Source organism: Paraburkholderia sacchari (genome assembly GCF_000785435.2).
Lineage (GTDB): Bacteria > Pseudomonadota > Gammaproteobacteria > Burkholderiales > Burkholderiaceae > Paraburkholderia > Paraburkholderia sacchari.
Window position 1 is genome coordinate 204,938 of record NZ_JTDB02000003.1, and the last position, 21,482, is coordinate 226,419.

Annotated in this window: 19 protein-coding genes; 14 read left to right on the top strand and 5 right to left on the bottom strand. The window is 66.8% G+C overall.

Features of this window, described 5'->3' with window-relative positions:
- Positions 1 to 257: 257 nt before the first annotated feature.
- Entirely contained in the window at positions 258 to 1,457 is a 1,200-nt protein-coding gene (locus NH14_RS13180; protein WP_035532423.1) for a phosphoglycerate kinase, read from the top strand.
- Here NH14_RS13180 and NH14_RS13185 read toward each other — a convergent pair.
- Positions 1,454 to 1,849: a hypothetical protein gene (locus NH14_RS13185; protein WP_035532426.1), complete on the bottom strand. Its 396-nt coding sequence runs from the start codon at positions 1,847 to 1,849 to the stop codon at positions 1,454 to 1,456. The two genes, NH14_RS13180 and NH14_RS13185, sit on opposite strands and share 4 nt — an antisense overlap.
- Here NH14_RS13185 and pyk point away from each other — a divergent pair.
- The 6 genes from pyk to NH14_RS13215 all read left to right on the top strand — a co-directional run bounded on the left by pyk (position 1,848) and on the right by NH14_RS13215 (position 8,850).
- Complete coding sequence (gene pyk / locus NH14_RS13190) at positions 1,848 to 3,284, top strand: pyruvate kinase (protein ID WP_035532430.1); 1,437 nt, start codon at positions 1,848 to 1,850, stop codon at positions 3,282 to 3,284. The two genes, NH14_RS13185 and pyk, sit on opposite strands and share 2 nt — an antisense overlap.
- Before the next feature lie 382 nt (positions 3,285 to 3,666).
- Complete coding sequence (gene fba / locus NH14_RS13195) at positions 3,667 to 4,731, top strand: class II fructose-bisphosphate aldolase (protein ID WP_035532433.1); 1,065 nt, start codon at positions 3,667 to 3,669, stop codon at positions 4,729 to 4,731.
- A 228-nt stretch (positions 4,732 to 4,959) separates the two neighbouring features.
- Positions 4,960 to 5,850 carry a phosphoribosylaminoimidazolesuccinocarboxamide synthase gene (locus NH14_RS13200; RefSeq protein ID WP_035532436.1) on the top strand — a complete coding sequence of 297 codons (891 nt, stop codon included), beginning with the start codon at positions 4,960 to 4,962 and terminating at the stop codon, positions 5,848 to 5,850.
- A 43-nt stretch (positions 5,851 to 5,893) separates the two neighbouring features.
- Entirely contained in the window at positions 5,894 to 6,412 is a 519-nt protein-coding gene (gene purE, locus NH14_RS13205; RefSeq protein ID WP_028217826.1) for a 5-(carboxyamino)imidazole ribonucleotide mutase, read from the top strand.
- Positions 6,413 to 6,566: 154 nt separating this feature from the next.
- On the top strand, positions 6,567 to 7,784 hold the full coding sequence (locus NH14_RS13210; RefSeq protein ID WP_035532438.1) for a 5-(carboxyamino)imidazole ribonucleotide synthase: 1,218 nt from the start codon (positions 6,567 to 6,569) through the stop codon (positions 7,782 to 7,784).
- Between the two features lie 13 nt (positions 7,785 to 7,797).
- On the top strand, positions 7,798 to 8,850 hold the full coding sequence (locus NH14_RS13215) for an L-threonylcarbamoyladenylate synthase (protein ID WP_035532440.1): 1,053 nt from the start codon (positions 7,798 to 7,800) through the stop codon (positions 8,848 to 8,850).
- Between the two features lie 97 nt (positions 8,851 to 8,947).
- On the opposite strand, the gene NH14_RS13220 is transcribed toward NH14_RS13215, so the two are convergent.
- The 3 genes from NH14_RS13220 to dacB all read right to left on the bottom strand — a co-directional run bounded on the left by NH14_RS13220 (position 8,948) and on the right by dacB (position 13,374).
- A complete protein-coding gene (locus tag NH14_RS13220; protein ID WP_035532442.1) occupies positions 8,948 to 10,336 on the bottom strand; it encodes an SGNH/GDSL hydrolase family protein in 1,389 nt (462 codons plus the stop codon).
- A gap of 96 nt (positions 10,337 to 10,432) precedes the next feature.
- Positions 10,433 to 11,368, bottom strand: a complete 936-nt coding sequence (locus NH14_RS13225; protein WP_035532444.1) for a sterol desaturase family protein — start codon at positions 11,366 to 11,368, stop codon at positions 10,433 to 10,435.
- 281 nt (positions 11,369 to 11,649) lie between these two features.
- Positions 11,650 to 13,374: a D-alanyl-D-alanine carboxypeptidase/D-alanyl-D-alanine endopeptidase gene (gene dacB / locus NH14_RS13230; protein WP_052148428.1), complete on the bottom strand. Its 1,725-nt coding sequence runs from the start codon at positions 13,372 to 13,374 to the stop codon at positions 11,650 to 11,652.
- A gap of 270 nt (positions 13,375 to 13,644) precedes the next feature.
- Between dacB and NH14_RS13235 the strand changes: the two genes are divergently transcribed.
- From NH14_RS13235 to NH14_RS13265, 6 genes are all read left to right on the top strand, one after another.
- Positions 13,645 to 14,307, top strand: coding sequence for a response regulator (locus NH14_RS13235; RefSeq protein ID WP_035532497.1), 663 nt, complete (start codon positions 13,645 to 13,647; stop codon positions 14,305 to 14,307).
- A gap of 28 nt (positions 14,308 to 14,335) precedes the next feature.
- On the top strand, positions 14,336 to 15,637 hold the full coding sequence (locus NH14_RS13240) for an ATP-binding protein (protein WP_035532446.1): 1,302 nt from the start codon (positions 14,336 to 14,338) through the stop codon (positions 15,635 to 15,637).
- Between the two features lie 138 nt (positions 15,638 to 15,775).
- Positions 15,776 to 17,269 (top strand): DegQ family serine endoprotease, encoded by a 1,494-nt coding sequence (locus NH14_RS13245; protein WP_035532451.1) that lies wholly within the window; start codon positions 15,776 to 15,778, stop codon positions 17,267 to 17,269.
- Positions 17,270 to 17,735: 466 nt separating this feature from the next.
- The gene (locus NH14_RS13255; protein WP_407947147.1) at positions 17,736 to 18,182 is read left to right on the top strand and encodes a peptidase associated/transthyretin-like domain-containing protein; all 447 of its coding nucleotides are present in this window, start codon (positions 17,736 to 17,738) and stop codon (positions 18,180 to 18,182) included.
- A 117-nt stretch (positions 18,183 to 18,299) separates the two neighbouring features.
- Positions 18,300 to 18,665 carry a DUF427 domain-containing protein gene (locus NH14_RS13260; protein ID WP_035532453.1) on the top strand — a complete coding sequence of 122 codons (366 nt, stop codon included), beginning with the start codon at positions 18,300 to 18,302 and terminating at the stop codon, positions 18,663 to 18,665.
- A 96-nt stretch (positions 18,666 to 18,761) separates the two neighbouring features.
- Positions 18,762 to 19,490 carry an SRPBCC family protein gene (locus NH14_RS13265; protein WP_035532458.1) on the top strand — a complete coding sequence of 243 codons (729 nt, stop codon included), beginning with the start codon at positions 18,762 to 18,764 and terminating at the stop codon, positions 19,488 to 19,490.
- Between the two features lie 36 nt (positions 19,491 to 19,526).
- Here NH14_RS13265 and NH14_RS13270 read toward each other — a convergent pair whose 3' ends face one another.
- On the bottom strand, positions 19,527 to 20,588 hold the full coding sequence (locus NH14_RS13270; RefSeq protein WP_035532461.1) for a helix-turn-helix domain-containing protein: 1,062 nt from the start codon (positions 20,586 to 20,588) through the stop codon (positions 19,527 to 19,529).
- A 233-nt stretch (positions 20,589 to 20,821) separates the two neighbouring features.
- On the opposite strand from NH14_RS13270, the gene NH14_RS13275 reads away from it, so the two are divergent.
- Entirely contained in the window at positions 20,822 to 21,457 is a 636-nt protein-coding gene (locus tag NH14_RS13275) for a cysteine hydrolase family protein (RefSeq protein ID WP_035532462.1), read from the top strand.
- Positions 21,458 to 21,482 lie beyond the last annotated feature (25 nt).

Here is a 21,482-nt window from a genome sequence, read left to right on the forward strand (position 1 = left end):
GATCAACCTGGCTATCGGCTAAAATACCGATCTCGCAAATCGATGCTGGCCTTGCGCCCGGCGCCGAGCAGCGACCCGCAGCGGTGCCGCGGCCTGTCACAGGGCCGGCAGAGGGCAGCCGCGCGGATCCCGCGCCGCGCCCCTCGCGCCTTTGTCCCCGATTGCACGTGCCGCGCAGCCATAGCATCCGGGCACGCGTTGCATTCGGCGCCCGCATCGGCTTGCCACCGCCTTCCCACCATCAAGATGAAATCTCCATGAACAAGGTTCTGCGTCTTTCCGACCTCATCTCCGAAGGCAAGCTCCAGGGCAAGCGGGTGTTCATCCGCGCCGACCTGAACGTGCCGCAGGACGACCAGGGCAACATCACCGAAGACACCCGCGTGCGCGCATCCGTGCCGGCCATCAAGGCGGCGCTCGACGCTGGCGCGGCCGTCATGGTCACTTCGCACCTGGGCCGCCCGACCGAAGGCGAATTCAAGCCTGAAGACTCGCTTGCGCCGGTTGCGAAGCGCCTTGCCGAGTTGCTTGGCCGCGACGTGCCGCTGGTCGCGAACTGGGTCGAGAACGGTGTGAACGTCGCGCCGGGCAACGTGGTCCTGCTCGAAAACTGCCGCGTCAACAAGGGCGAGAAGAAGAATTCCGACGAACTCGCGCAGAAAATGGCGCAGCTCTGCGACATCTACGTCAATGATGCTTTCGGCACCGCGCACCGCGCCGAAGCCACCACCTACGGCATCGCGAAGTACGCGGGCATCGCCTGCGCGGGCCCGCTGCTGGCGGCCGAACTCGACGCGCTCGGCAAGGCGCTCGGCGCGCCCAAGCGCCCGCTCGTGGCGATCGTCGCCGGCTCGAAGGTCTCGACCAAGCTCACCATCCTCAAGACGCTGGCCGAGAAGGTCGACCAGTTGATCGTGGGCGGCGGCATCGCCAACACGTTCATGCTCGCGGCCGGCCTGAAGATCGGCAAGTCGCTCGCTGAAGCCGATCTCGTCGATGAAGCGAAGGCCATCATCGAAGCGGCGCGCGCGCGCGGGGCATCGGTGCCGATCCCGACCGACGTCGTGACAGCCAAGGAATTCTCGCCGACGGCCAAGGCTGAGACGAAGAACGTGGCCGATGTGGCCGACGACGACATGATCCTCGACATCGGCCCGGTCACGGCCAACGCGCTCGCCGCGCAGCTCGCGCAGGCCGGCACGGTGGTGTGGAACGGCCCGGTCGGCGTGTTCGAGTTCGACCAGTTCGGCAACGGCACGAAGACGCTCGCGAGCGCCATCGCCAATTCGGGCGCGTTCTCGATCGCCGGCGGCGGCGACACGCTCGCGGCCATCGCGAAGTACGACATCGCCGACAAGGTCAGCTATATCTCGACCGGCGGCGGCGCCTTCCTGGAATTCCTCGAAGGCAAGAAGCTGCCGGCCGTGGAAGTGCTCGAAACCCGGGCGGCAGGTTAAGTGGCGCCGCGCGCCCCGGCCGGGAAGGTGGCAAAGGCCGCCGCTGGCAAGTCTCCTCGCGCTGGCGCGGCCAGCCCGCGCGGCGCAGCCGGGGCCGCAAAAGCTGTAAAAGAGCAGGGGCGCGCAGCGCCTCTCGCAGGCACAGCGCGGGCGAGCGCGACGCCCGCCGCCGCGCCAAAGCGCGAGCATGCGCCGCTCGCGGGCACGAACATACGCAGCACCATCACAAGCAACGCCGCGCCAGTCCAGCCGACTGGCGCCGAGCTCTCCAAGAAAGCGACGCCGGGTCTGACCGGTGCGCGTTCCGGCCCCGCCGCATCGGCGATCGGGCCGGCCAGCACATCTCGCAACAACGGTTTTTCCAGCGATCCTATCCAGACGAGGAGACTCATGCATCGCGCCACCAAGATTGTTGCCACCATCGGTCCGGCTTCCAGCACGCCGGACGTCCTGCAGAAAATGATCCGCGCGGGATTGGACGTGGTGCGTCTGAACTTCTCGCACGGCACTGCCGACGATCATCGCCAGCGCGCCGAGATGGTGCGGGAATGCGCTCGCCAGTCCGGCCGCGAAGTCGCGATCATGGCCGACCTGCAAGGCCCGAAGATTCGTGTGGGCAAGTTCGAAAACGGCAAGACGACGCTCGAGCCGGGCAAGTCCTTCATCCTCGACGCCGACTGCGAGCTCGGTAACGACGAGCGCGTCGGCCTCGACTACAAGGACCTGCCGCGCGACCTGAAGCCCGCCGACGTGCTGCTGCTCAACGACGGCCTGATCGTGCTCGACGTGGTGCGCGTGATCGGCAGCGAGATCCACACGACAGTGCGCGTGGGCGGCGACCTGTCGAACAATAAAGGCATCAACCGCCAGGGCGGCGGCCTCACGGCGCCCGCGCTCACCGCGAAGGACATGGAGGACATCCGCACGGCGATGTCGCTCGGCGCGGACTTCGTAGCCGTGTCGTTCCCGAAGAACGCCACCGACATGGAAATGGCGCGCCAGCTCGCGAACATCGCGGGTGCGCCCTACGGCATCAAGCCGAAGATGATCGCGAAGATCGAGCGCGCCGAAGCCATTCCGGCGCTGCAGGAAATTCTCGATTCGTCGGACGGCATCATGGTCGCGCGCGGCGATCTCGCTGTGGAAGTGGGCAACGCGGCGGTTCCGGCGTTGCAAAAGCGCATGATCCGCATGGCGCGCGACTCGAACAAGCTCGTGATCACGGCCACGCAGATGATGGAGTCGATGATCCACGCGCCCGTGCCCACGCGCGCCGAAGTCTCGGACGTGGCCAACGCCGTGCTCGACGGCACCGACGCCGTGATGCTCTCGGCCGAGTCGGCGGCGGGCAAGTATCCGGTGGAGACCATCGAGGCGATGGCCGCGATCTGCGTGGAAGCGGAGAAGTCGGAGCACAGCGAGCTCGACAAGGATTTTCTCGATCGCACCTTCACGCGCATCGACCAGTCGATCGCCATGGGCGCGCTGTTCACGGCCTATCACCTGGGCGCAAAGGCCATCGTCGCACTCACGGATTCGGGTTCGACCGCGCTCTGGATGTCGCGCCACTGGACCCATGTGCCCATCTTCGCGCTCACGCCGCGCGCCGGCAGCGAGCGGGCGATGTCGCTCTACCGCAATGTCACGCCGCTGCATCTGGACACCAGCAACGACCGCGACACGGCGCTCCAGCAGGCCATCGAAGTGGTGGTGAGCAAGGGCTACGCGGCGCGCGGGGACATGGTCGTGCTGACCGTGGGCGAGCCGATGGGCCAGCCCGGCGGCACCAACACGCTGAAGATCGTGCGGGTCGGCGACGTCTTGTAAAGCCGCGGCGAATTTTTTCGCTTTATTTGTGAGGCTCGCGCGAAAAAGGGGAGCATGACGTTGGTATCGAATTGGTATCTTAAAGGTGCCAACAAGGTGCTGATGGGGCCGCTTTCCCCAGCATTTGTGGCCCGCGCGCAATCGAGGCGGTGCGCGGGCTGTCAACTCTTTTTGCATCTTCTCGCCGATTTGACGTCCTGATACGCTAATTTCATGCCAGTTCGTTTTTTTGGCGGCGGGAACGTAGCGGCTTCGCGATAAAATCACGAAATTGAGCCCGCTGCCCCGCGCGCGGGCGATGGCCGCAAGGCCATCCTCGACCGGCCGCGCAAGACGGCCGGCGGCACGAAGCAATTCGTTTCAAATCAAAGGAGTAGCAACAATGCCTCTCGTTTCAATGCGTCAACTGCTCGACCACGCCGCTGAAAACGGCTATGGCCTGCCGGCGTTCAACGTGAACAACCTGGAACAGGTCCAGGCCATCATGGAAGCCGCCAACCAGGTCGGCTCGCCGGTGATCATGCAGGCTTCGGCAGGCGCGCGCAAATATGCGGGCGAGCCGTTTCTGCGCCACCTGATCGAAGCCGCGATCGAGTCGTATCCGCATATTCCCGTGGTGATGCACCAGGACCACGGCCAGTCGCCGGCGGTCTGCATGGCAGCCATCCGCAGCGGTTTCTCGAGCGTGATGATGGACGGCTCGCTCGAAGCCGACGGCAAGACGGTCGCTTCGTACGAGTACAACGTCGATGTTTCGCGCAAGGTCGTCGAAATGGCGCACTCGATCGGCGTCACCGTGGAAGCGGAACTGGGCGTGCTCGGCTCGCTCGAGACGATGAAGGGCGACAAGGAAGACGGTCACGGCGCCGAAGGCACCATGACGCGCGAGCAGCTCCTGACCGATCCGGAGCAGGCCGCCGACTTCGTGAAGCTCACGCAGTGCGACGCGCTGGCCATCGCCATCGGCACCTCGCACGGCGCGTACAAGTTCTCCAAGAAGCCCACGGGCGACATCCTGTCGATCCAGCGCATCAAGGAAATCCACGCACGCATTCCGAACACGCACCTCGTGATGCACGGTTCGTCGTCGGTGCCGCAGGAGCTGCTCGCGGAAATCCGCGAATTCGGCGGCGACATGAAGGAAACCTACGGCGTGCCGGTCGAAGAGATCCAGGAAGGCATCCGTCACGGCGTGCGCAAGATCAACATCGACACCGATCTGCGTCTGGCGATCACGGGCGCGATCCGTCGCTATATGTTCGAGAATCCGTCGAAGTTCGACCCGCGCGACTACCTGAAGCCGGCTCGCGAAGCCGCGAAGAAGGTCTGCGTGGACCGCTTCCTCGCGTTCGGCTGCGAAGGCCAGGCTGGCAAGATCAAGCCGGTCTCGCTCGACAAGATCGCAGAGAAGTACAAGTCGGGCGAACTCGCGCAGATCGTCCGCTAAATGGGTAGCCGCGCTGGCGCGGCTGTCCCGAAGTCGTAAAAAACATCGCCGTTTCCGCCTGTTTTGGGGGAACGGCGATGGGCTTTTCCGGGATTTCTGATTAGTTTTGGTTTACCCTCGCAATACTTTCAGATTCCGGCTCCCCGCCGGGGACTGATTCCGCGATCCGTGGCCGCGATATTGCCCGGATCTGCCCGTTTTCGATTGTCCTTTTAGCGAATCACGACGATGTCTACCCTCTACGAATCCACGCTCCGCTCGCTGCCGCTCCTCGGCCGCGGCAAGGTCCGCGACAACTACGCCGTGGGCGACGACAAGCTGCTGATCGTCACGACCGACCGCCTGTCGGCGTTCGACGTCATCATGGGCGAGCCGATTCCGCGCAAGGGCGAGGTGCTCAACCAGATGGCCGACTTCTGGTTCGAGAAGCTCAAGCACGTCGTGCCGAATCACCTCACCGGCATCGCGCCCGAGACGGTCGTGGCCGCCGACGAAGTCGATCAGGTCAAGGGCCGCGCTGTGGTGGTCAAGCGTCTGGAGCCGATCCTCGTGGAAGCCGTGGTGCGCGGCTATCTGGCCGGCAGCGGCTGGAAGGACTATCAGGCAACGGGCGCCGTGTGCGGCGTGCAACTGCCGTCGGGCCTGCAAAACGCGCAAAAACTGCCCGAGCCGATCTTCACGCCGGCAGCCAAGGCCGAAATGGGCCATCACGACGAGAACATCACCTACGAAGAAATGGAGCGCCGCATCGGCACCGAGCTTTCGCGCACCATCAAAGAGATTTCCATCAAGCTGTACAAGGAAGCGGCCGACTACGCGGCCACGCGCGGCATCATCATCGCCGACACCAAGTTCGAGTTCGGTCTGGACAACAAGGGCCAGCTCTATCTGATGGACGAAGCGCTGACCGCCGACTCGTCGCGTTTCTGGCCTGCCGATCAATACCAGGTGGGCTCGAATCCGCCGTCGTTCGACAAGCAGTTCGTGCGCGACTGGCTCGAAACCCAGCCGTGGAAGAAAGAGCCGCCGGCGCCGAAGCTGCCCGACGACGTGCTGGCGAAGACGTCGGCGAAGTATCAGGAGGCGCTCGAACGCCTCACGGGCCAGAAGCTCGCTTAAAGCAGCGCCGTAAAGCAGCGCAAAGAGGGAAGAAGGAAGCACAATGAGTGAAGTTCAGACGGCTCACCAGCACGCGGCGCCGCTCGTCGGCGTGTTGATGGGCTCCAGCTCCGACTGGGACACGATGAAGCATGCGGTCGCGATCCTGCAGGAATTCGGCGTCGCGTACGAGGCGAAGGTGGTCTCGGCGCACCGCATGCCCGACGAAATGTTCGAGTACGCGGAAAAAGCGCGCGAGCGCGGCCTGCGCGCGATCATCGCGGGCGCGGGCGGCGCGGCGCACCTGCCCGGCATGCTGGCGGCCAAGACCACGGTGCCAGTGCTCGGCGTGCCGGCGGTCAGCAAGTATCTGAAGGGCGTGGACTCGCTTCACTCGATCGTGCAGATGCCCAAGGGCGTGCCGGTCGCGACCTTCGCCATCGGCGAGGCGGGCGCGGCGAATGCGGCGCTGTTCGCCGTATCGATGCTGAGCGTGACCGATCCCGAATACGCGAACAAGCTCGCGGCCTTCCGCGTGCGCCAGAACGAAGCGGCGCATGCGATGGTGCTGCCGGCGCTTTGATGCAGCACCTGCTCGCTGCGAAGCAGGCAAGTGACATCGTCTAGAGGCAAAGAGGCGGGGCAGCGCTCCCGCCTCTTTGCGTTGCGACGTTAAACCTCGGTCTGGCCCGCGCGCCTTCCTCAGGCGCCGCGGCCAGCCGCGACCGACCACGAAGATGACTCCTGACAACTCTCCGGTTTCACCGATCCTGCCCGGCGCCTGGCTGGGCATGGTGGGCGGCGGCCAGCTCGGCCGCATGTTCTGCTTTGCCGCCCAGGCCATGGGCTATCGCGTCGCCGTGCTCGATCCCGATGCGACGAGCCCCGCCGGCGCGGTCGCCGACCGCCATATCCGCGCACCCTACGACGACCCAGCCGCGCTCACCGAGCTTGCGCGCCTGTGCGCGGCCATCTCCACCGAATTCGAGAACGTGCCCGCGGCGAGCCTCGACGCGCTCGCGAAGTCGACCTTCGTGAGCCCGGCCGGCCGCTGCGTGGCCGTCGCGCAGGACCGCATCGCCGAAAAGCGCTTTATCGCGGCGGCGGGTGTGCCGGTCGCGCCCCATGTGGTGATCGAGTCGCGCGAGGCGCTGGCCGCCATCGGCGACGAGGCGCTCGCCGCCGTGCTGCCGGGCATCCTCAAGACCGCGCGCATGGGCTACGACGGCAAAGGCCAGATTCGCGTGACCAACGCCGAGGAAGTGCGCGAGGCGCATGCTTCGCTCGGCGGCGTACCGTGCGTGCTGGAAAAGCGCCTGCCGCTGAAGTTCGAGGTGAGCGCGCTGATCGCGCGCGGCGTGAGCGGCGCGAGCGTGGTGTACCCGCTCGCGCAGAACGTGCACCGCGACGGCGTGCTTTCGCACACCATCGTCCCCGCGCCCGACGCGAGCGCGGCGCTCGTGCAGCAGGCGCAGCAGTCGGCGTTGCAGATTGCGGCGAAGCTCGGCTACGTGGGCGTGCTGTGCGTGGAGTTTTTCGTGCTCGAAGACGGCTCGCTCGTCGCCAACGAAATGGCGCCGCGTCCGCACAACTCGGGCCACTACACGACCGATGCGTGCGCTACGAGCCAGTTCGAGCAGCAAGTGCGCGCGATGACCGGCATGCCGCTCGGCGACCCGCGTCAGCACTCGCCGGCCGTGATGCTCAATATTCTCGGCGACGTGTGGTTTGCCGTGGGCGCGGGCGAGACGAAGGTCCAGAAAGGCGCCGCGCCCGTCACGCCGCCGTGGGACCAGGTCGCGGCGATGCCTTCCGCGCGCCTGCATCTGTACGGCAAGGAAGAGGCGCGTCCGGGCCGCAAGATGGGCCACGTGAACTTCACCGCGCCGACGCTCGACGAAGCGCGCACGGCCGCGCGCGATTGCGCGCGTCTGTTGCACATCGCCACGCGCTGAGCCGGGCCGCATCATGTCTGATCAGCAGCCAGGCCCCAACGTAACGGCAGCACCCGCAGTAACCGCAGCCGAGATCGAGGCCGCCGCCGCCTTGCTCGACGCGGGCGAGCTGGTCGCGTTTCCCACCGAGACGGTCTACGGGCTCGGCGGCGACGCGGCGAGCCCCGAGGCCGTCGCGCGCATCTACGCCGCGAAGGGCCGGCCCGCGAATCATCCGGTGATCGTGCATCTGCCGCCGGGCGGCGATCCGCAATACTGGGCCGCCGAGTGGCCCGAGGCCGCACAGAAGCTCGTCGATGCGTTCTGGCCCGGCCCGCTCACGCTGATCGTCAAGCGTCACGCGCGCATTCCCGACGCAGTGAGCGGCGGCCAGGATTCGGTTGGCCTGCGTTGCCCGTCGCATCCGGTGGCGCAGCAACTGCTGGCCGCGTTCTCGAAGCGGCGCGGCGGCCATGGCGGCGTCGCGGCGCCTTCGGCGAACCGCTTCGGCCATGTGAGCCCGACCACGGCGCAGCACGTGCGCGACGAATTCGGCGCGGCCGTGCACGTGCTCGATGGCGGGGCGTGCGACGTCGGCATCGAATCGACGATTCTCGACCTCTCGCGCGGCTTCCCCGCGCTGCTGCGCCCGGGCCACGTGAGCCCGCACGATATCGCGCGCGTGCTGGGCGAGGCGCCGCGTCTGCCCGATGGCTCGGACGCCACGGCGCCGCGCGCGTCGGGCACGCTCAAGGCGCACTACGCGCCGCGCACGCCGCTCGCGCTGCTGCCGTTCGAAGCGCTGGAGCCGCTGCTCGCCGCCGCGCGCGATGCGGGTGAAACGGTGGCGCTGGTGGCGCGTGGCTCGCGCGCCGGTGCCTGGGCGAGCGCCGCGAACGTGCATTTCGTGGCCGCGCCGGAAGAGCCGCAGACCTATGCGCGCGAGCTCTACGGCCTGCTGCGCGCGCTCGATCGCGCGAACGTTTCGCGCATCCTCATCGAGAAGCTTCCCGAGACCATCGAGTGGATCGCCGTGAACGACCGCCTTGGCCGCGCGGCCGCGGCATTCGAGGCGCAGCAAAACTAACGCGCGATTCTCCGCGCTTGATGCAAATGCAAACACCCACGACCCTGGCGGGCCGTGGGTGTTTTTTTACGCCGGGAGCCCCGGCGCATACAGTCTATTACTGCGGCGCTTTGCCGATGCCCGCAGCAGCCAACTGCTTTTCCACGTAGGTGGCGAACTGGGCGTGCAGCTCGGTGGTCGGGTGCACGAGATCCGCGAACATGTACGTCGTGGGCGCGTTGGGGGTCGTGTAGGTCTGCGGCGAGCAGAACAGCGAGTCGCCGAAGGCCTGGCCGTATTGCTGCGCGGCCGCGTTGATGACCGCTTGCGGCGTCGTGGCCGGGTCCAGGCCGAGCGTCGCTTTCGGATTGGCCAGCGCATAGTTGGTGGCGCTGGCCGCCATCTGCGTGATGTTGCAGCCGGTACCCGTATTCGTCACGGTGAAGCCGAGGCTCGCGGCGTTCTGGATCGACTGGTCGATCCACGAGAACGTATCAATCGGGATGACCTTCTTGGCCGCGATCGACGGCTGGAGACCCTTGAGCAGCGCGAGGTTGTAGACCGCGGAGATGAGCGAGAGCGCCTGGTCGGGTGCGTTCGCCGAGCCCGGCGTCGCGCCGACGGCTGCATCGGCCGTCATTGCTGCTGGCGTCTTGCCGACGTCGGGCACCGTCACGACCGCGACCTTGGGCGTGCCCGCGATTTGCGTGTTGACGATGGTGGCCAGCGTCGTGGCCGCCGTGACGATTGGCAGGACCGATGCGAAGTCGGTTGCGGCGTTCGGATCCGTCGTGATGATCTGCAGCGCGATGGCGGCCGGCACCAGCGCCGTGGCCTGCGCCTGCGTGAAGCCCTGCGAAACCAGCGACTGGACCGTCTTCGCCTGGGTTGCGGGATCGTTCACAAGCGTCGAGAACGGCGTGGCCGCGAGGGCCTTGCCGAACGCCGTGAGCCCAGCGCCGCTGTTGTCGAGCAGCGCCAGGATTTCGTTCGCGCCGCCTTCGACGAGCACGAGCTGGTTCGCATTGAAGCTGCCGTGCTGTGCCAGGTACTGGCCGACCTGCCAGGTCACGGGCTGCTGGCTGGCGGTGGCGATCGGGGCGCTGGTATTGGCCACGCCGCCGGTGGAGACCATCGCGCCGCCCTGCGCATAATCGAAGCCGCCCGAGGCCGTCAGCGGCAGGCCGAAGCCGCCTTCGAAGGCCGGCGTGAGCGGATTGCCGAAATACTCGGATACCTTCTGGGCCCAGACTTCGCCCGGATTGGTCGTGAAGCGGCCGCCGCCGAAGCCCGGCGTGATCTGCGGCGAATACGTGCCGGCGTCGGTGAGGCTCGTGCCGAAGGCCACGACCTGCAGGCTCACGCCCGACGGCGGCGGCGCGCTCGTGCTGCTGCTGCTGCTGCCGCCACCGCCGCCGCACGCGGCGAGGAGCGCGAAAGCCGCGCTCGCGACTGCGATCTGGGTGGCGCGCACGAGCGTACGGTGTCTCGGTCCTTGTTGCTTCATATTCACTTCATCTCCTCTGTTGTGGCGTGTGTTGCGTTTGTTGCGCGTGTTGCCATTGCCTGCTGCCAGCTTTTAATCGTCAGACTACGCAATCCGTCAGGTCTTGCGCGATCCGATGTCACCCTCGGTGTTGTTTTCCGACACGCATGTGCGTATCGCAGCGAAGCCAGTTACTGCTTGTGCGCAATCGCGGCGCTCGCACCAGTCGGGCGGCGCGAACAGCGCAGCGAGCCGCGAGCGCCAGTCGGGCATGCGCGAGCAATCGCGCACCATCGCCAGCCATTCGTGAAAGCTCGCCTTAAGCGGGTTGTAGGTATCGAGCGGCTTGACGATGCCGTAGACGGGCGGCTCGTGTGCATCTTCCTCGACGTAGCTGCCGAACAGGCGGTCCCAGATCGCAAGCACGCCTGCGTAATTGCGATCGATGTATTGCGCATTGCGCGCGTGATGGACGCGATGGATCGACGGCGTGTTGAACACGTACTCGAGCCAGCCGAGTTTGCCGACGGTTTGTGTATGCACGAAGAACTGGAATGCGAGATTGACGAGCACGATGCCGACGATCTGCATCGGCGGGAAGCCGAGCACGGCGAGCGGAATCCAGAAGACCCACATGCCCGCGACGGGATACATGAGGCTCTGGCGGAACGCGGTGGAGAAGTTCAGCCGCTCCGACGAGTGATGGACGACGTGCGCGGCCCATAGCCACCGCACGCGATGGCTCGCGCGGTGGAACACGTAATAGAGCAGATCCTGCGCGACGAACAGCGCGAGCCACGCGCCGACGCCCGGCTGCCACGAGACGATGCGCCAGTGCCGGTAGAGATACGCGTAGACGGGAATGGCGACGAGCCAGGCGAGCTTGTCGGCGCCCTGGTGCATGAGCGCGAGCGCGGCGTTGCAGAGCGTGTCGGGCCAGTTGTACAGCGCGGCGCCAGGGCGCGTGCGGGCAAGGTGCCATGCCTCCCAGCCGATGCAAGCGAGAAAGACTGGCGCGAGGGCGAGCAGCAGCCATTCAACGTCGAACTGCACGAAACCCGTCCTCCTTGTCCCTTGGGCGGCGCTGGCGAGTCAGCGCGGCATTGTTGTGTGTTGTGTCGATCAGCGCATTCCGACGAGCCAATCGACTTCGCCTGTCAGAGTACACGCCCGACGCGCGCGGCGCTCGGGGCTTTGCTAGAGGAAAACTTCGAGCGGAGCGCCCGGCGGGAGAGGATAGGGGGAGCGGGGAGGGGGAATGCGCGGGCCGGATTCACGCATCGAGTTTGCGCGGAAAGCGGGGCGCGCCAGCATCGGCTGGCGCGCCCTGGCGATCAATGGGCGCCGCGCGTCCGCTTGACGGTCTTGCTGGTCTTTTCCGCTTTCGTGGCGTGGCTGGCAGAACGGGATTTCGCCGCCTTCGACGCACGCTTCGGATGCGGATCGACATACACGGGCCGTTCCTCGGGCATGCCCTGATAGACCCATTCGAGCAGCGCGTCGTGCGCGGCGCGCGCAGCTTCGGCGCGCGGATCGTTGATGAGACTCACGACGATCCAGCTCTCGCCGTTCTGGGCGGCCACATAGCCCGCGATCGCGCGCACGTCGCGCAGCGTGCCGGTCTTGATATGCGCGTTGCCGTCGACGCCCGCGTTGTTCAGGCGATGGCGCATGGTGCCGTCCACGCCTGCAATCGGCAGCGAGTCGATGAATGGCTGCCCCACCGGGCTCGCATTGGCGGCTTGCAGCAGATTCGCGAGCGAAAGCGCGCTGATGTGCTCTTCGCGCGAAAGACCGCAGCCGTTGTCGAGCACGAGATCGGGCATGTTCAGGCCGCTCTTGCGCAGGAACGCAGTGACGGCAGCGGAGGCCTTCGCCGTGGTCGCGGGCGGCTTGCCGGCGACCGCGCCGAGCGTGAGGAACAGGTTGCGCGCCATCACGTTATTGCTGAACTTGTTGATGTCGTGCACGACGTCCGAGAGCGGCGGGCTTTGATGCACGGCGATCGGCCTCGAGCGCGGCGGCACGACGCCTTCGCGCGTCGTCCCCGCAAAGCTGCCGCCGGCCTGCTGCCAGAGCGCGAGAAAGCCGTCGGCGAAGAACGTGCTGTGATCGACGGGCGCGGCCATGTTGAGCGTGCGCTCGCCGCAGCGCGTCGCGTAGTTGCCCGCGAAGCTCGCCGTGACCACGCCGTTCGTGCCCGGCGTGACCTGCGGGCTCGGCAGAAGGCCGCCGCATTTGCCGCCGCGCTCGCGGATCTGGTTGTCGATCTGCCATTGCGCGACGGGCGGCACCACGTTGACCGACACGCCGTCGGGCGACGGCGCGAACGTGAACGAGACCGCCTTGAACGCGTACATCAGCGGATCGGGGCCGACGTTGTACGGCGCGCCGTCGTCGCCGTCGAACGAAGGCAGGTCGCGCGTGGACACGTCGAACTCGCTCTTGTCGAGCACGAGTGAGCCTTCGATGCGCACGATGCCGGTCGCGCGAATCTTTTGCACCAGATCGATCAGTTCCTCGGGGACGAGCTTCGGGTCGCCGGTGCCCTTGATATAGAGATTGCCGTGCAGCGTGCCGCTCGCGTCCACGTCGCCGTCGGTGTAGGCGCTGGTCTTCCAGCGGAAGTCGGGCCCGAGCATCGAGAGGCCGGTCCACGTGGTGACGAGCTTCATCGTCGAGGCGGGCATCATCGGCTGGCCCGCGTTGACGGCCACGCTCGGCTGGCGGTCGCCCACTTTTTCGATCACCACGCTCACCGACGAAAGCGGCACGTTTGCGCGCTCGAGCCCCGCCATCACGCTGGGCGGCAGGACGGTGCTGACGTTGACGGCAGGCACGCGCGCGCCGGCGGGCGGCGCTTCGCCCTGGCCTTGCGCCAGGGCGGGCGTGCCGGCTAGCGACGTGGCGAGCGCGGCGCAGGCGAGGACGAGCCCGAGGGGGCGTGCAGATTGACGAGCAAATTGACGAGCAAGCGGACGAGCAAGCGGACGAGCAAGCGGACTCGGGGTGTTCGGGCAGAACAGGGTGCGTAGACGGAACAGCGAAACGGGCGGCATGAAGAACGTAGGACGAGAAAGGGGGCGTTCGCATCGCGGCGCCGCGCGCCGCAAAAGCGCCCATTGTAAAGACCTCGCGTGGCGTGCGCGCATCGGCGGCGAGAAATGTGGGAAAAGGTCGAGCGGGCGCAGGGCGGGGCGCTCGCGTCGTTCGAGCGGGTCGTGCGAGTCGTGCAGGCGGTGCGTGACGAGGCGCTAGAATGCACCCATCTTCATTTACTTCGAGCTTCAAGCGCGGCGCCGCGTGCACCGCCTTGCCGATTCATTACGATGCGCATACTGCTAGTCGAAGATGACCGCATGATCGCCGAGGGCGTGCGCAAGGCGCTGCGCGGCGAAGGCTTCGCGGTCGACTGGGTCGAGGACGGCGAGGCCGCGCTCTCGGTCGCGAGCGCCGACTCCTACGATCTGATCCTCCTCGATCTCGGGCTGCCCAAGCGCGATGGCCTCGACGTGCTGCGCACCTTGCGCGCGCGCGGCGTGGCGTTGCCGGTGCTGATCCTCACCGCGCGCGACGCCATCGCCGACCGCGTGAAAGGCCTCGACGCCGGCGCGGACGACTACCTCATCAAGCCCTTCGATCTCGACGAACTGGGCGCGCGCATGCGCGCGCTGATCCGCCGCCAGTCGGGCCGCAGCGAGTCGACGATCCGCCACGGTTCGATCACGCTCGATCCCGCCTCGCACCAGGTGACCCAGGACGGCGCACCCGTCGCGCTCTCCGCGCGCGAGTTCGCCTTGCTGGAAGCGCTGCTTGCGCGCCCCGGCGCGGTGCTCTCCAAGACCCAGCTCGAAGAGAAGATGTACGGCTGGGGCGAGGAGATCGGCAGCAACACGGTCGAGGTCTATATCCACGCGCTGCGCAAGAAACTCGGCGCCGACCTGATCCGCAACGTGCGCGGCCTCGGCTACATGATCGCGAAAGACGCGTGAGGACGAGCGCCCGCTTGATGAGTTCCGAATGAGTTCGATTCGACGACAACTGCTGTTCTGGCTGCTCGCGATCGTGGTCGCGGGCGTTGGCCTCGCGGGCTGGCTGATCTACCGCCAGGCGCTCGCCGAAGCCAACGAGCTGTTCGATTACCAGTTGCAGGAGATTGCCGCTGCGCTGCCTTCCGAGCCGTTCAACGAGATTCTCAGCTCGCGCGACACCGGCACCGAGGGCATCGTTCTGCAGATCTGGAACCGCAATGGCGTGTTGATGTACTACTCGCATCCGCGCGCGCCGCTCGCGCCGCGCGCCGAGCTCGGTTTTTCTACCGAGCGCACCGACCGTGGCGACTGGCGCGTCTATGGCGCGATCGTCGGCGACAACGTCGTGCAGCTCGCCCAGCCGATGACGGTGCGCAACCGGCTCGCCGCGAACGTCGCGCTGCGCACGCTGTGGCCGCTGATCGTGGTGCTGCCGTTCCTCGGGCTCGCTGTGTGGCAGGTGGTGGGGCGCGGTCTCAAGCCGCTTTCGCGCGTGGCGCGCGCGCTCGACACGCGCCATCCCGAGGCGCTCGAACCGCTGCCGGAAGAGCGTCTGCCGCGCGAAGTGATGCCGCTCGTGCACGCGCTCAACGCGCTGCTCGAGCGCCTGGCCCAGGCGATCGATACGCAAAAGGCCTTCGTGGCCGATGCGGCGCACGAACTGCGCACGCCGCTCGCGGCGGTGCAGATTCAGTCGCAACTCGTTGCGCGCGCAAGGGATGACGAAACGCGCCGCGAAGCGCTAGTCGATCTGCAGGCGGGCGTGACGCGCGCCACGCGCCTTGCGGAACAACTGCTCGCGCTCGCACGCTCGGAGCCGGACGGCCACGCGCGTGCGCAAAACGTCGACCTGCATGCGCTGCTCGATGATTGCGTGCTCAACTATGCGCCGCTCGCGCAACAGCGCGGCGTGGACCTCGGCATCGAAGAGAGCGCCGACGCGCACGTGCACGGCGACGCCGATGCCTTGCGCGTGATGTTCAATAACCTGATCGACAACGCGACGAAATACACGCCCGCGGGCGGCCGCGTGGACGTGAGCCTCATGGTGGACGATGGCCATCCGCTCGTGCGCATCGACGACAGCGGGCCGGGCATTGCCGTCGACGAACGCTCGCGCGTGTTCGATCGCTTTTATCGCGTGGGCGCGAGCGCGAGCCGCGCGCGCACGGACGTAGCGGGCACGGGGCTCGGTCTCGCGATCGTGCGCCGCATTGCCGACCAGCACGAGGCCGCCATCACGCTCGGCGATTCGCCGGCGGGCGGGTTGCGGGTGGACGTGCGGTTTTGAGGTCGCGACTCCTTTTGAAAACCCCGCAAACGCCCGTTGCGCGGGCGTTTGCGGAGAAGTTCCCCGCTTAAGACTCCTTTAAGCGATAGCGCTTAACCTTCGTTACGTCGTGACAGCATCCCGCGCAAGGAGTCCGCTATGAATACCAAAGTCATTACCCGCAGTGCCGTGACCATTGCCGTTGCCGTCGCGTTGTCGGCGGGCTACGTGGCCGGGCGCCGCGACGTGCCGCCGCCGCAGGTGATCACCCCGGCGCAGGCCGCGATGATGCCTGCAGAGGCCGCGGCCAAGACTGGCATTCCGGACTTCTCGGGCCTCGTGGAAACCTACGGCCCGGCCGTCGTCAATATCAGTGCGAAGCACGTGGTGAAGCAGGCTTCCTTGCGCAGCAGGGCGCAGCAACTGCCGATCGATCCGGGCGATCCGTTCTATCAGTTCTTCAAGCACTTCTACGGCGGCGCGCCCGGCATGGGCGGCGACGGCGGCGGCATGCAGCCCGACACGCCGAGTTCGAGCCTCGGCTCGGGCTTCGTCATCAGCCCGGACGGCTACATTCTCACGAACGCGCACGTCGTGGACGGCGCGAACGTCGTGACCGTGAAGCTCACCGACAAGCGCGAATTCAAGGCCAAAGTCGTGGGCGCCGACAAGCAGTCCGACGTCGCCGTGCTCAAGATCGACGCGAAGGATCTGCCCACCGTGAAGATCGGCGACCCGCGCCAGAGCAAGGTCGGCCAGTGGGTGGTGGCGATCGGCTCGCCGTACGGCTTCGACAACACCGTGACCTCGGGCATCATCAGCGCGAAGTCGCGCTCGCTGCCCGACGAGAACTACACGCCGTTCATCCAGACCGACGTGCCGGTGAACCCCGGCAACTCGGGCGGCCCGCTGTTCAATCTGCAGGGCGAAGTGATCGGCATCAACTCGATGATCTACTCGCAGACGGGCGGCTTCCAGGGCCTTTCGTTCGCTATCCCGATCAATGAAGCCATGAAGGTCAAGGACGAGCTCGTCAAGACGGGGCACGTGAGCCGCGGGCGCCTCGGCGTGGCGGTGCAGTCGATGAACCAGACGCTCGCCGACTCGTTCGGCATGGACAAGCCGCGCGGCGCGCTGGTGAGTTCGGTGGACGCGAACGGTCCGGCCGCGAAAGCGGGCCTGAAGCCCGGCGACGTGATTCTTGCCGTGAACGGCCAGGCGGTGGGCGACTCGGTCGACCTGCCTTCGTTGATCGCGGGCATGAAGCCGGGCACGAAGGCCGACATTCAGGTGTGGCGCGACAAGTCGACCAAGGACTTCACGGCGACCATCGGCACGCTCACCGACAGCAAGCTCGCCTCGAACGACGCGCAGCAGTCGCAGATGCAGGGACGCCTCGGTGTTGCGGTGCGCCCGCTTTCGCCGGCGGAGAAAGACAATGGCTCGATCGATCACGGTTTGCTCGTCGAGCAGGCGTCCGGCGCGGCGGAAAACGCGGGCATTCAGCCCGGCGACGTGATTCTCGCAGTGAACGGCCGCGCGGTGACGAGCCCCGATCAGCTCAAGCAGATGATCGCGCAAGCGGGCAACAGCATCGCACTCCTGATTCAGCGCGACGACGCGCAGATCTTCGTGCCGGTCGATCTCGGCTGAGCGCGGTCGCGCTTCGCTTCAGCGGCCTGGCGTACAACGCATACCGGGATTTCCGGGCCGCTGTTTTCACTGCCGCCATGGGCTTCGCGCCCCGGCGGCAGTTTTCTTTTCAGCGTGCTGTTCGTGCCTGATCCAGTTGGGCATGCGTTTTGCGGCGGTTCCATACCGAGGCAATGTGTAAGGAGCAGTCACGATGAAGAGATTTAATAAAACGCGTCCAGTCCTTTCGAACGCCGCGATCGCGGCGACCCTGACCCTTGGTTTCGCGGGCATTGCGGCAGCGCAGCAAGGCAGCGCGCCGGTGCAGCAGGTGCCGATGCCGCAAGAAAGCGCGCCGGTACAGCAGGCGCCGATGCAACAAGCGCCGATGCAACAAGCGCCGATGCAACAAGCGCCGATGCAACAAGCGCCGATGCAACAAGCGCCGATGCAGCAAATGCCGGCGCAGCAAGCACCAATGCAGCAAATGCCAGCCCAGCAAGGCGGCGCCAACGGCGCGGCGAACGGCATGAATCCCTCGAACGGCACGGTGGGCGGTTCGAGCACCGACATGTCGAGCGCCGGCAACACCAACGGCGGCGGCATGCCGCAAGTGCAGCAGCAAGGCGGCGTGGAGTTCGTGTCGGGCGGTGTCGGCCTCGATGAGTCGAAGGCGCTGCAAGCCGCGCGGTCGCAGTGGCCGCTTTCCTTGCGCTTCACGGACCGCAACGCCGAATTCCTCGCCGACGTGCGCGTGCAGATCGTCGACGCCCGGGGTGCGAGCGTGCTCAATGCGACTTCGCGCGGGCCGTACATGCTCGTGCGCGTGCGCCCGGGGCGCTATACGGTACACGTGAGCCACAACGGCATCGACAAGACCAGTGCCGTGACGGTGGGCTCGAATGGCAGCGCCCGCGCATCGTTCGTCTGGTAAGCCCTGGCGGCGCGCGGCAGCCGAATTCGCGCAAGCCGCCGAAGTTTCGCGGATAATGAAGTCACGGGCTTGCCGTGACTTCCCGGGCAGCGGCGCCCATCGCTCAGGGAGCAGACCATGACGGTCGAACCGGATGCCGGCCATCGCATCGACATCATCACGAACCGTCACCGCGTGCGCGTGATCCACGGTGGCATCACGATTGCCGATACGCTCGCGGCGCTCACGCTCGTCGAGACCGGCAATCCGGACGTCTTTTACTTCCCGCGTGCCGACGTGAACATGGCGCGGCTCGAACGCTCCACACACACCGAAGCCTGTCCGCACAAGGGCGAGGCGTCCTTTTACCACCTGCGCACCGAGGACGGCTGCATCGAGGACGCCGCATGGAGCTATGAGGCGCCACTCGAAGCGGCGCACAGCATCAAGGCCTATCTGGCGTTTCACGCCGATCGCGTGGACCGCATCGATCAGACCTCCTGAGAAAGCGCCCGAGCGCTCGCATATTGACCGCCGATTGATGCTCTAATCAGCCGAACGACCTGAAGGAACTTCTCGAACTGCCACCGGGGAGCCGCCATGGAACTGAACGATGCGTTGAGGATTCCGCTCGAGCCGTCTGCCGTCTGGCAGGCGCTGCAGCAGGCCCCGCTCGTGCGGGCGAGTCTGGAGCATTGCGAGTCGTTCAGGCGGCTCGGCCCCGGCGAGTACGCGATCACGCTGACTGTGCCGCTCGGGCCGCTGCGCGCACGTTACGAAGTGCGCGCTCACATTGCCAGCGACGTTGCGACGGTGCCGCTCACGCCGCGCCGGGTGCTGAGCTTTCGTGCGCGCGCCGACGGCATCGGCTCGCTGCGTGGCCAGATCGATGTGGCGCTGCGCGAGGAGGAGCCCGCCGCGATGGGCAAGGGCGCGAGCACGCGCATCGACTATTCGGTGTGGGCCACGCTGACCGGGCCGCTGGGCGAGCTGCCGCCGCGTCAAATCGAAAACGCGCTGCACGAACTCGCCGACGAGTTCTTCACCGAGTTCTGCGCCGTGGTTGCGGCCAAGCACGGACGGGCGCCGAACCGCGTTCGTGGCGAGGCGCCCCGGCGTCAGCATGTGTTCTTGCGGCCCATCAATCTTGCGGCGGTCGCGCGGCGCGCGCATCTGCTCCCGCAAGCGGGCGGCACGCTGTCGGGTCGTGCCGCGGGCACGCTTCATCATGAGCCCGCGCCGCACGCGATGCCAAACTGGGTCTGGGCCGCGATGATCTTTTTCGTTGCGCTGCTGTTTTACGTCGCGCGGCATCTGGCGGAAGGCTAAGGCCGCGCGCGGCTTCGCATCGCCCTCACATCGCTCTCACGTCCCCCGGAACTCCCGTCGCCATGCCGACGGCGAGGTCCTGAACGCTTCCACGAAATGCTGGCGCAGCGACGCGGCCGAGCCGAAGCCCGCGCCCTGCGCGATGGCGTCGATCGGCTGGTCAGTGGTTTCGAGCAGTTGCTGCGCTCGGGCGAGCCGCTCGCCGAGCAGCCACGCGCTCACGGTTGCGCCGGTCGTCAGGCGGAACTGGCGGGTGAAGGTGCGGCGGCTCATGAGCGCGCGCTGCGCGAGCGAGTCGAGCGTATGCGGCGTGTCGAGATGGGCCCGGATCCAGTCGAGCAGGCTCGAGAGCCGGTCGCCGCGCCCGCGCGCCGCCACCGGCTGCTGCACGTACTGCGCCTGGCTGCCCTGGCGGTGCGGCGGCACCACTAGCCGCCGCGCCACGTAGTTGGCCGCCTGCGTGCCGGCGAGGCGCCGCAGCAGATGCAGGCAGCAGTCGAGACCCGCCGCCGTGCCTGCCGAAGTGAGAATGTCGCCATCGTCGACGTAGAGGACGTTTGGATCGAAGCGCACTTGCGGGAACTGGCGCGCGAAGGCGTCGGCGGCGGCCCAGTGCGTGGTGGCCGGGCGGCCGTCGAGCAGGCCCGCGTGCGCGAGCACGAAAGCGCCGAAACACAGGCCCACGAGCACCGCGCCGCGTGCGTGCGCCGCATGCAGCGCTTCGCACAGTGCGCGGGGCGGCACTTCTTCGGCGTCGCGCCAGCTTGGCACGACGACCACATCGGCGTATTCGAGCGCTTCGAGGCCGCAGGGCGCGCCGATCGTAAAACCGGCCGTCGTGGCGAGCGGCCCCGGTTCGGCCGCGCAGACGATCAGCTCGAACGGCGGCACGCCGCCTTCGGGGCGCGGCTCGCCGAACACGATGCAGGGCACCGAGAGATGAAACGGAATGATGCGATTGAACGCGACCACGGCAATGCGGCGTGCTGGCGGTGCCGTTTCTTTCGTTGGAGCTGTCGTTGGCGAGGCCAGTGCCGCCAGTGCGGCAGGTGCGGCAGGTTCGGAAACCGGCGTCGGAGTACGGGGAGCGGTGGGCATCGATTTCCTCGCAAGTCGAGAGGGGCCGTGGACGCGCGGGTCTCTATTCTCTCGCCCACGTTTGGCCCAATTCTATCGAAAGTTGTCATTCGGGCCACTGTGCGCGTGCGATGCGCCAACGGACAATGCCTCCATCGCAGCCGCGTCGCCTGGACGGCCGCGGATTCCATCGAGATTCCACCGGATTTCCCCGATTTTCTCGCCAGGTTCATATCGAAGAAGGAGGTATCGCCATGTCCGTAACTCCCCGCCGTGCGCTGGTCGTCATCGACGTGCAAAACGAATACGTCACCGGCGATCTGCCGATCGAATACCCGGACGTGCAGACGTCGCTCGCCAACGTGGGCCGCGCGATCGACGCCGCTCGCGCCGCTGGCGTGCCGGTCGTGGTGGTGCAGAACTTCGCGCCTGCCGGGTCGCCGCTGTTCGCGCGCGGCAGCGTCGGCGCCGAGTTGCACCCCGTGGTGGCTTCGCGCCAGCGCGATCATTACGTGGAAAAGGCGTTGCCGAGCGCTTTCGCGGGCACCGATCTCGCCGCATGGCTCGCGGCGCACGACATCGACACGCTGGCCGTCGCCGGCTACATGACGCACAACTGCGACGCGTCGACGGTGTTCGATGCGACCCACGCGGGTCTCGCGGTCGAATTCCTCGAAGACGCCTCGGGCTCGGTGCCCTACGAGAACGCAGCGGGCGCGGCGAGCGCCGAGGAGATCCATCGTGTGTTCAAGGTCGTGATGCATTCGCGCTTCGCGGCGGTCGCGAGCACCGATGCCTGGATTGCCGCGCTCGAAGCGGGCGCGCCGCTGGAGCGCGACAACATTTACGCCTCGAATCAGCGCGCGCGGGCCAGCCAGGTTGCGGCGTGATGTTGCGGTAACCCCGGGCTTGATT

What these genes read in the sequence shown, in the direction of transcription:
- NH14_RS13180 (WP_035532423.1), top strand. Translation starts at nt 258, where the DNA reads ATGAACAAGGTTCTGCGTCTTTCCGACCTCATCTCCGAAGGCAAGCTC.
- pyk (WP_035532430.1), top strand. Translation starts at nt 1,848, where the DNA reads ATGCATCGCGCCACCAAGATTGTTGCCACCATCGGTCCGGCTTCCAGC.
- NH14_RS13185 (WP_035532426.1), bottom strand. Translation starts at nt 1,849, where the DNA reads ATGAGTCTCCTCGTCTGGATAGGATCGCTGGAAAAACCGTTGTTGCGA.
- fba (WP_035532433.1), top strand. Translation starts at nt 3,667, where the DNA reads ATGCCTCTCGTTTCAATGCGTCAACTGCTCGACCACGCCGCTGAAAAC.
- NH14_RS13200 (WP_035532436.1), top strand. Translation starts at nt 4,960, where the DNA reads ATGTCTACCCTCTACGAATCCACGCTCCGCTCGCTGCCGCTCCTCGGC.
- purE (WP_028217826.1), top strand. Translation starts at nt 5,894, where the DNA reads ATGAGTGAAGTTCAGACGGCTCACCAGCACGCGGCGCCGCTCGTCGGC.
- NH14_RS13210 (WP_035532438.1), top strand. Translation starts at nt 6,567, where the DNA reads ATGACTCCTGACAACTCTCCGGTTTCACCGATCCTGCCCGGCGCCTGG.
- NH14_RS13215 (WP_035532440.1), top strand. Translation starts at nt 7,798, where the DNA reads ATGTCTGATCAGCAGCCAGGCCCCAACGTAACGGCAGCACCCGCAGTA.
- NH14_RS13220 (WP_035532442.1), bottom strand. Translation starts at nt 10,336, where the DNA reads ATGAAGCAACAAGGACCGAGACACCGTACGCTCGTGCGCGCCACCCAG.
- dacB (WP_052148428.1), bottom strand. Translation starts at nt 13,374, where the DNA reads ATGCCGCCCGTTTCGCTGTTCCGTCTACGCACCCTGTTCTGCCCGAAC.
- NH14_RS13235 (WP_035532497.1), top strand. Translation starts at nt 13,645, where the DNA reads ATGCGCATACTGCTAGTCGAAGATGACCGCATGATCGCCGAGGGCGTG.
- NH14_RS13240 (WP_035532446.1), top strand. Translation starts at nt 14,336, where the DNA reads ATGAGTTCGATTCGACGACAACTGCTGTTCTGGCTGCTCGCGATCGTG.
- NH14_RS13245 (WP_035532451.1), top strand. Translation starts at nt 15,776, where the DNA reads ATGAATACCAAAGTCATTACCCGCAGTGCCGTGACCATTGCCGTTGCC.
- NH14_RS13255 (WP_407947147.1), top strand. Translation starts at nt 17,736, where the DNA reads ATGCCAGCCCAGCAAGGCGGCGCCAACGGCGCGGCGAACGGCATGAAT.
- NH14_RS13260 (WP_035532453.1), top strand. Translation starts at nt 18,300, where the DNA reads ATGACGGTCGAACCGGATGCCGGCCATCGCATCGACATCATCACGAAC.
- NH14_RS13265 (WP_035532458.1), top strand. Translation starts at nt 18,762, where the DNA reads ATGGAACTGAACGATGCGTTGAGGATTCCGCTCGAGCCGTCTGCCGTC.
- NH14_RS13270 (WP_035532461.1), bottom strand. Translation starts at nt 20,588, where the DNA reads ATGCCCACCGCTCCCCGTACTCCGACGCCGGTTTCCGAACCTGCCGCA.
- NH14_RS13275 (WP_035532462.1), top strand. Translation starts at nt 20,822, where the DNA reads ATGTCCGTAACTCCCCGCCGTGCGCTGGTCGTCATCGACGTGCAAAAC.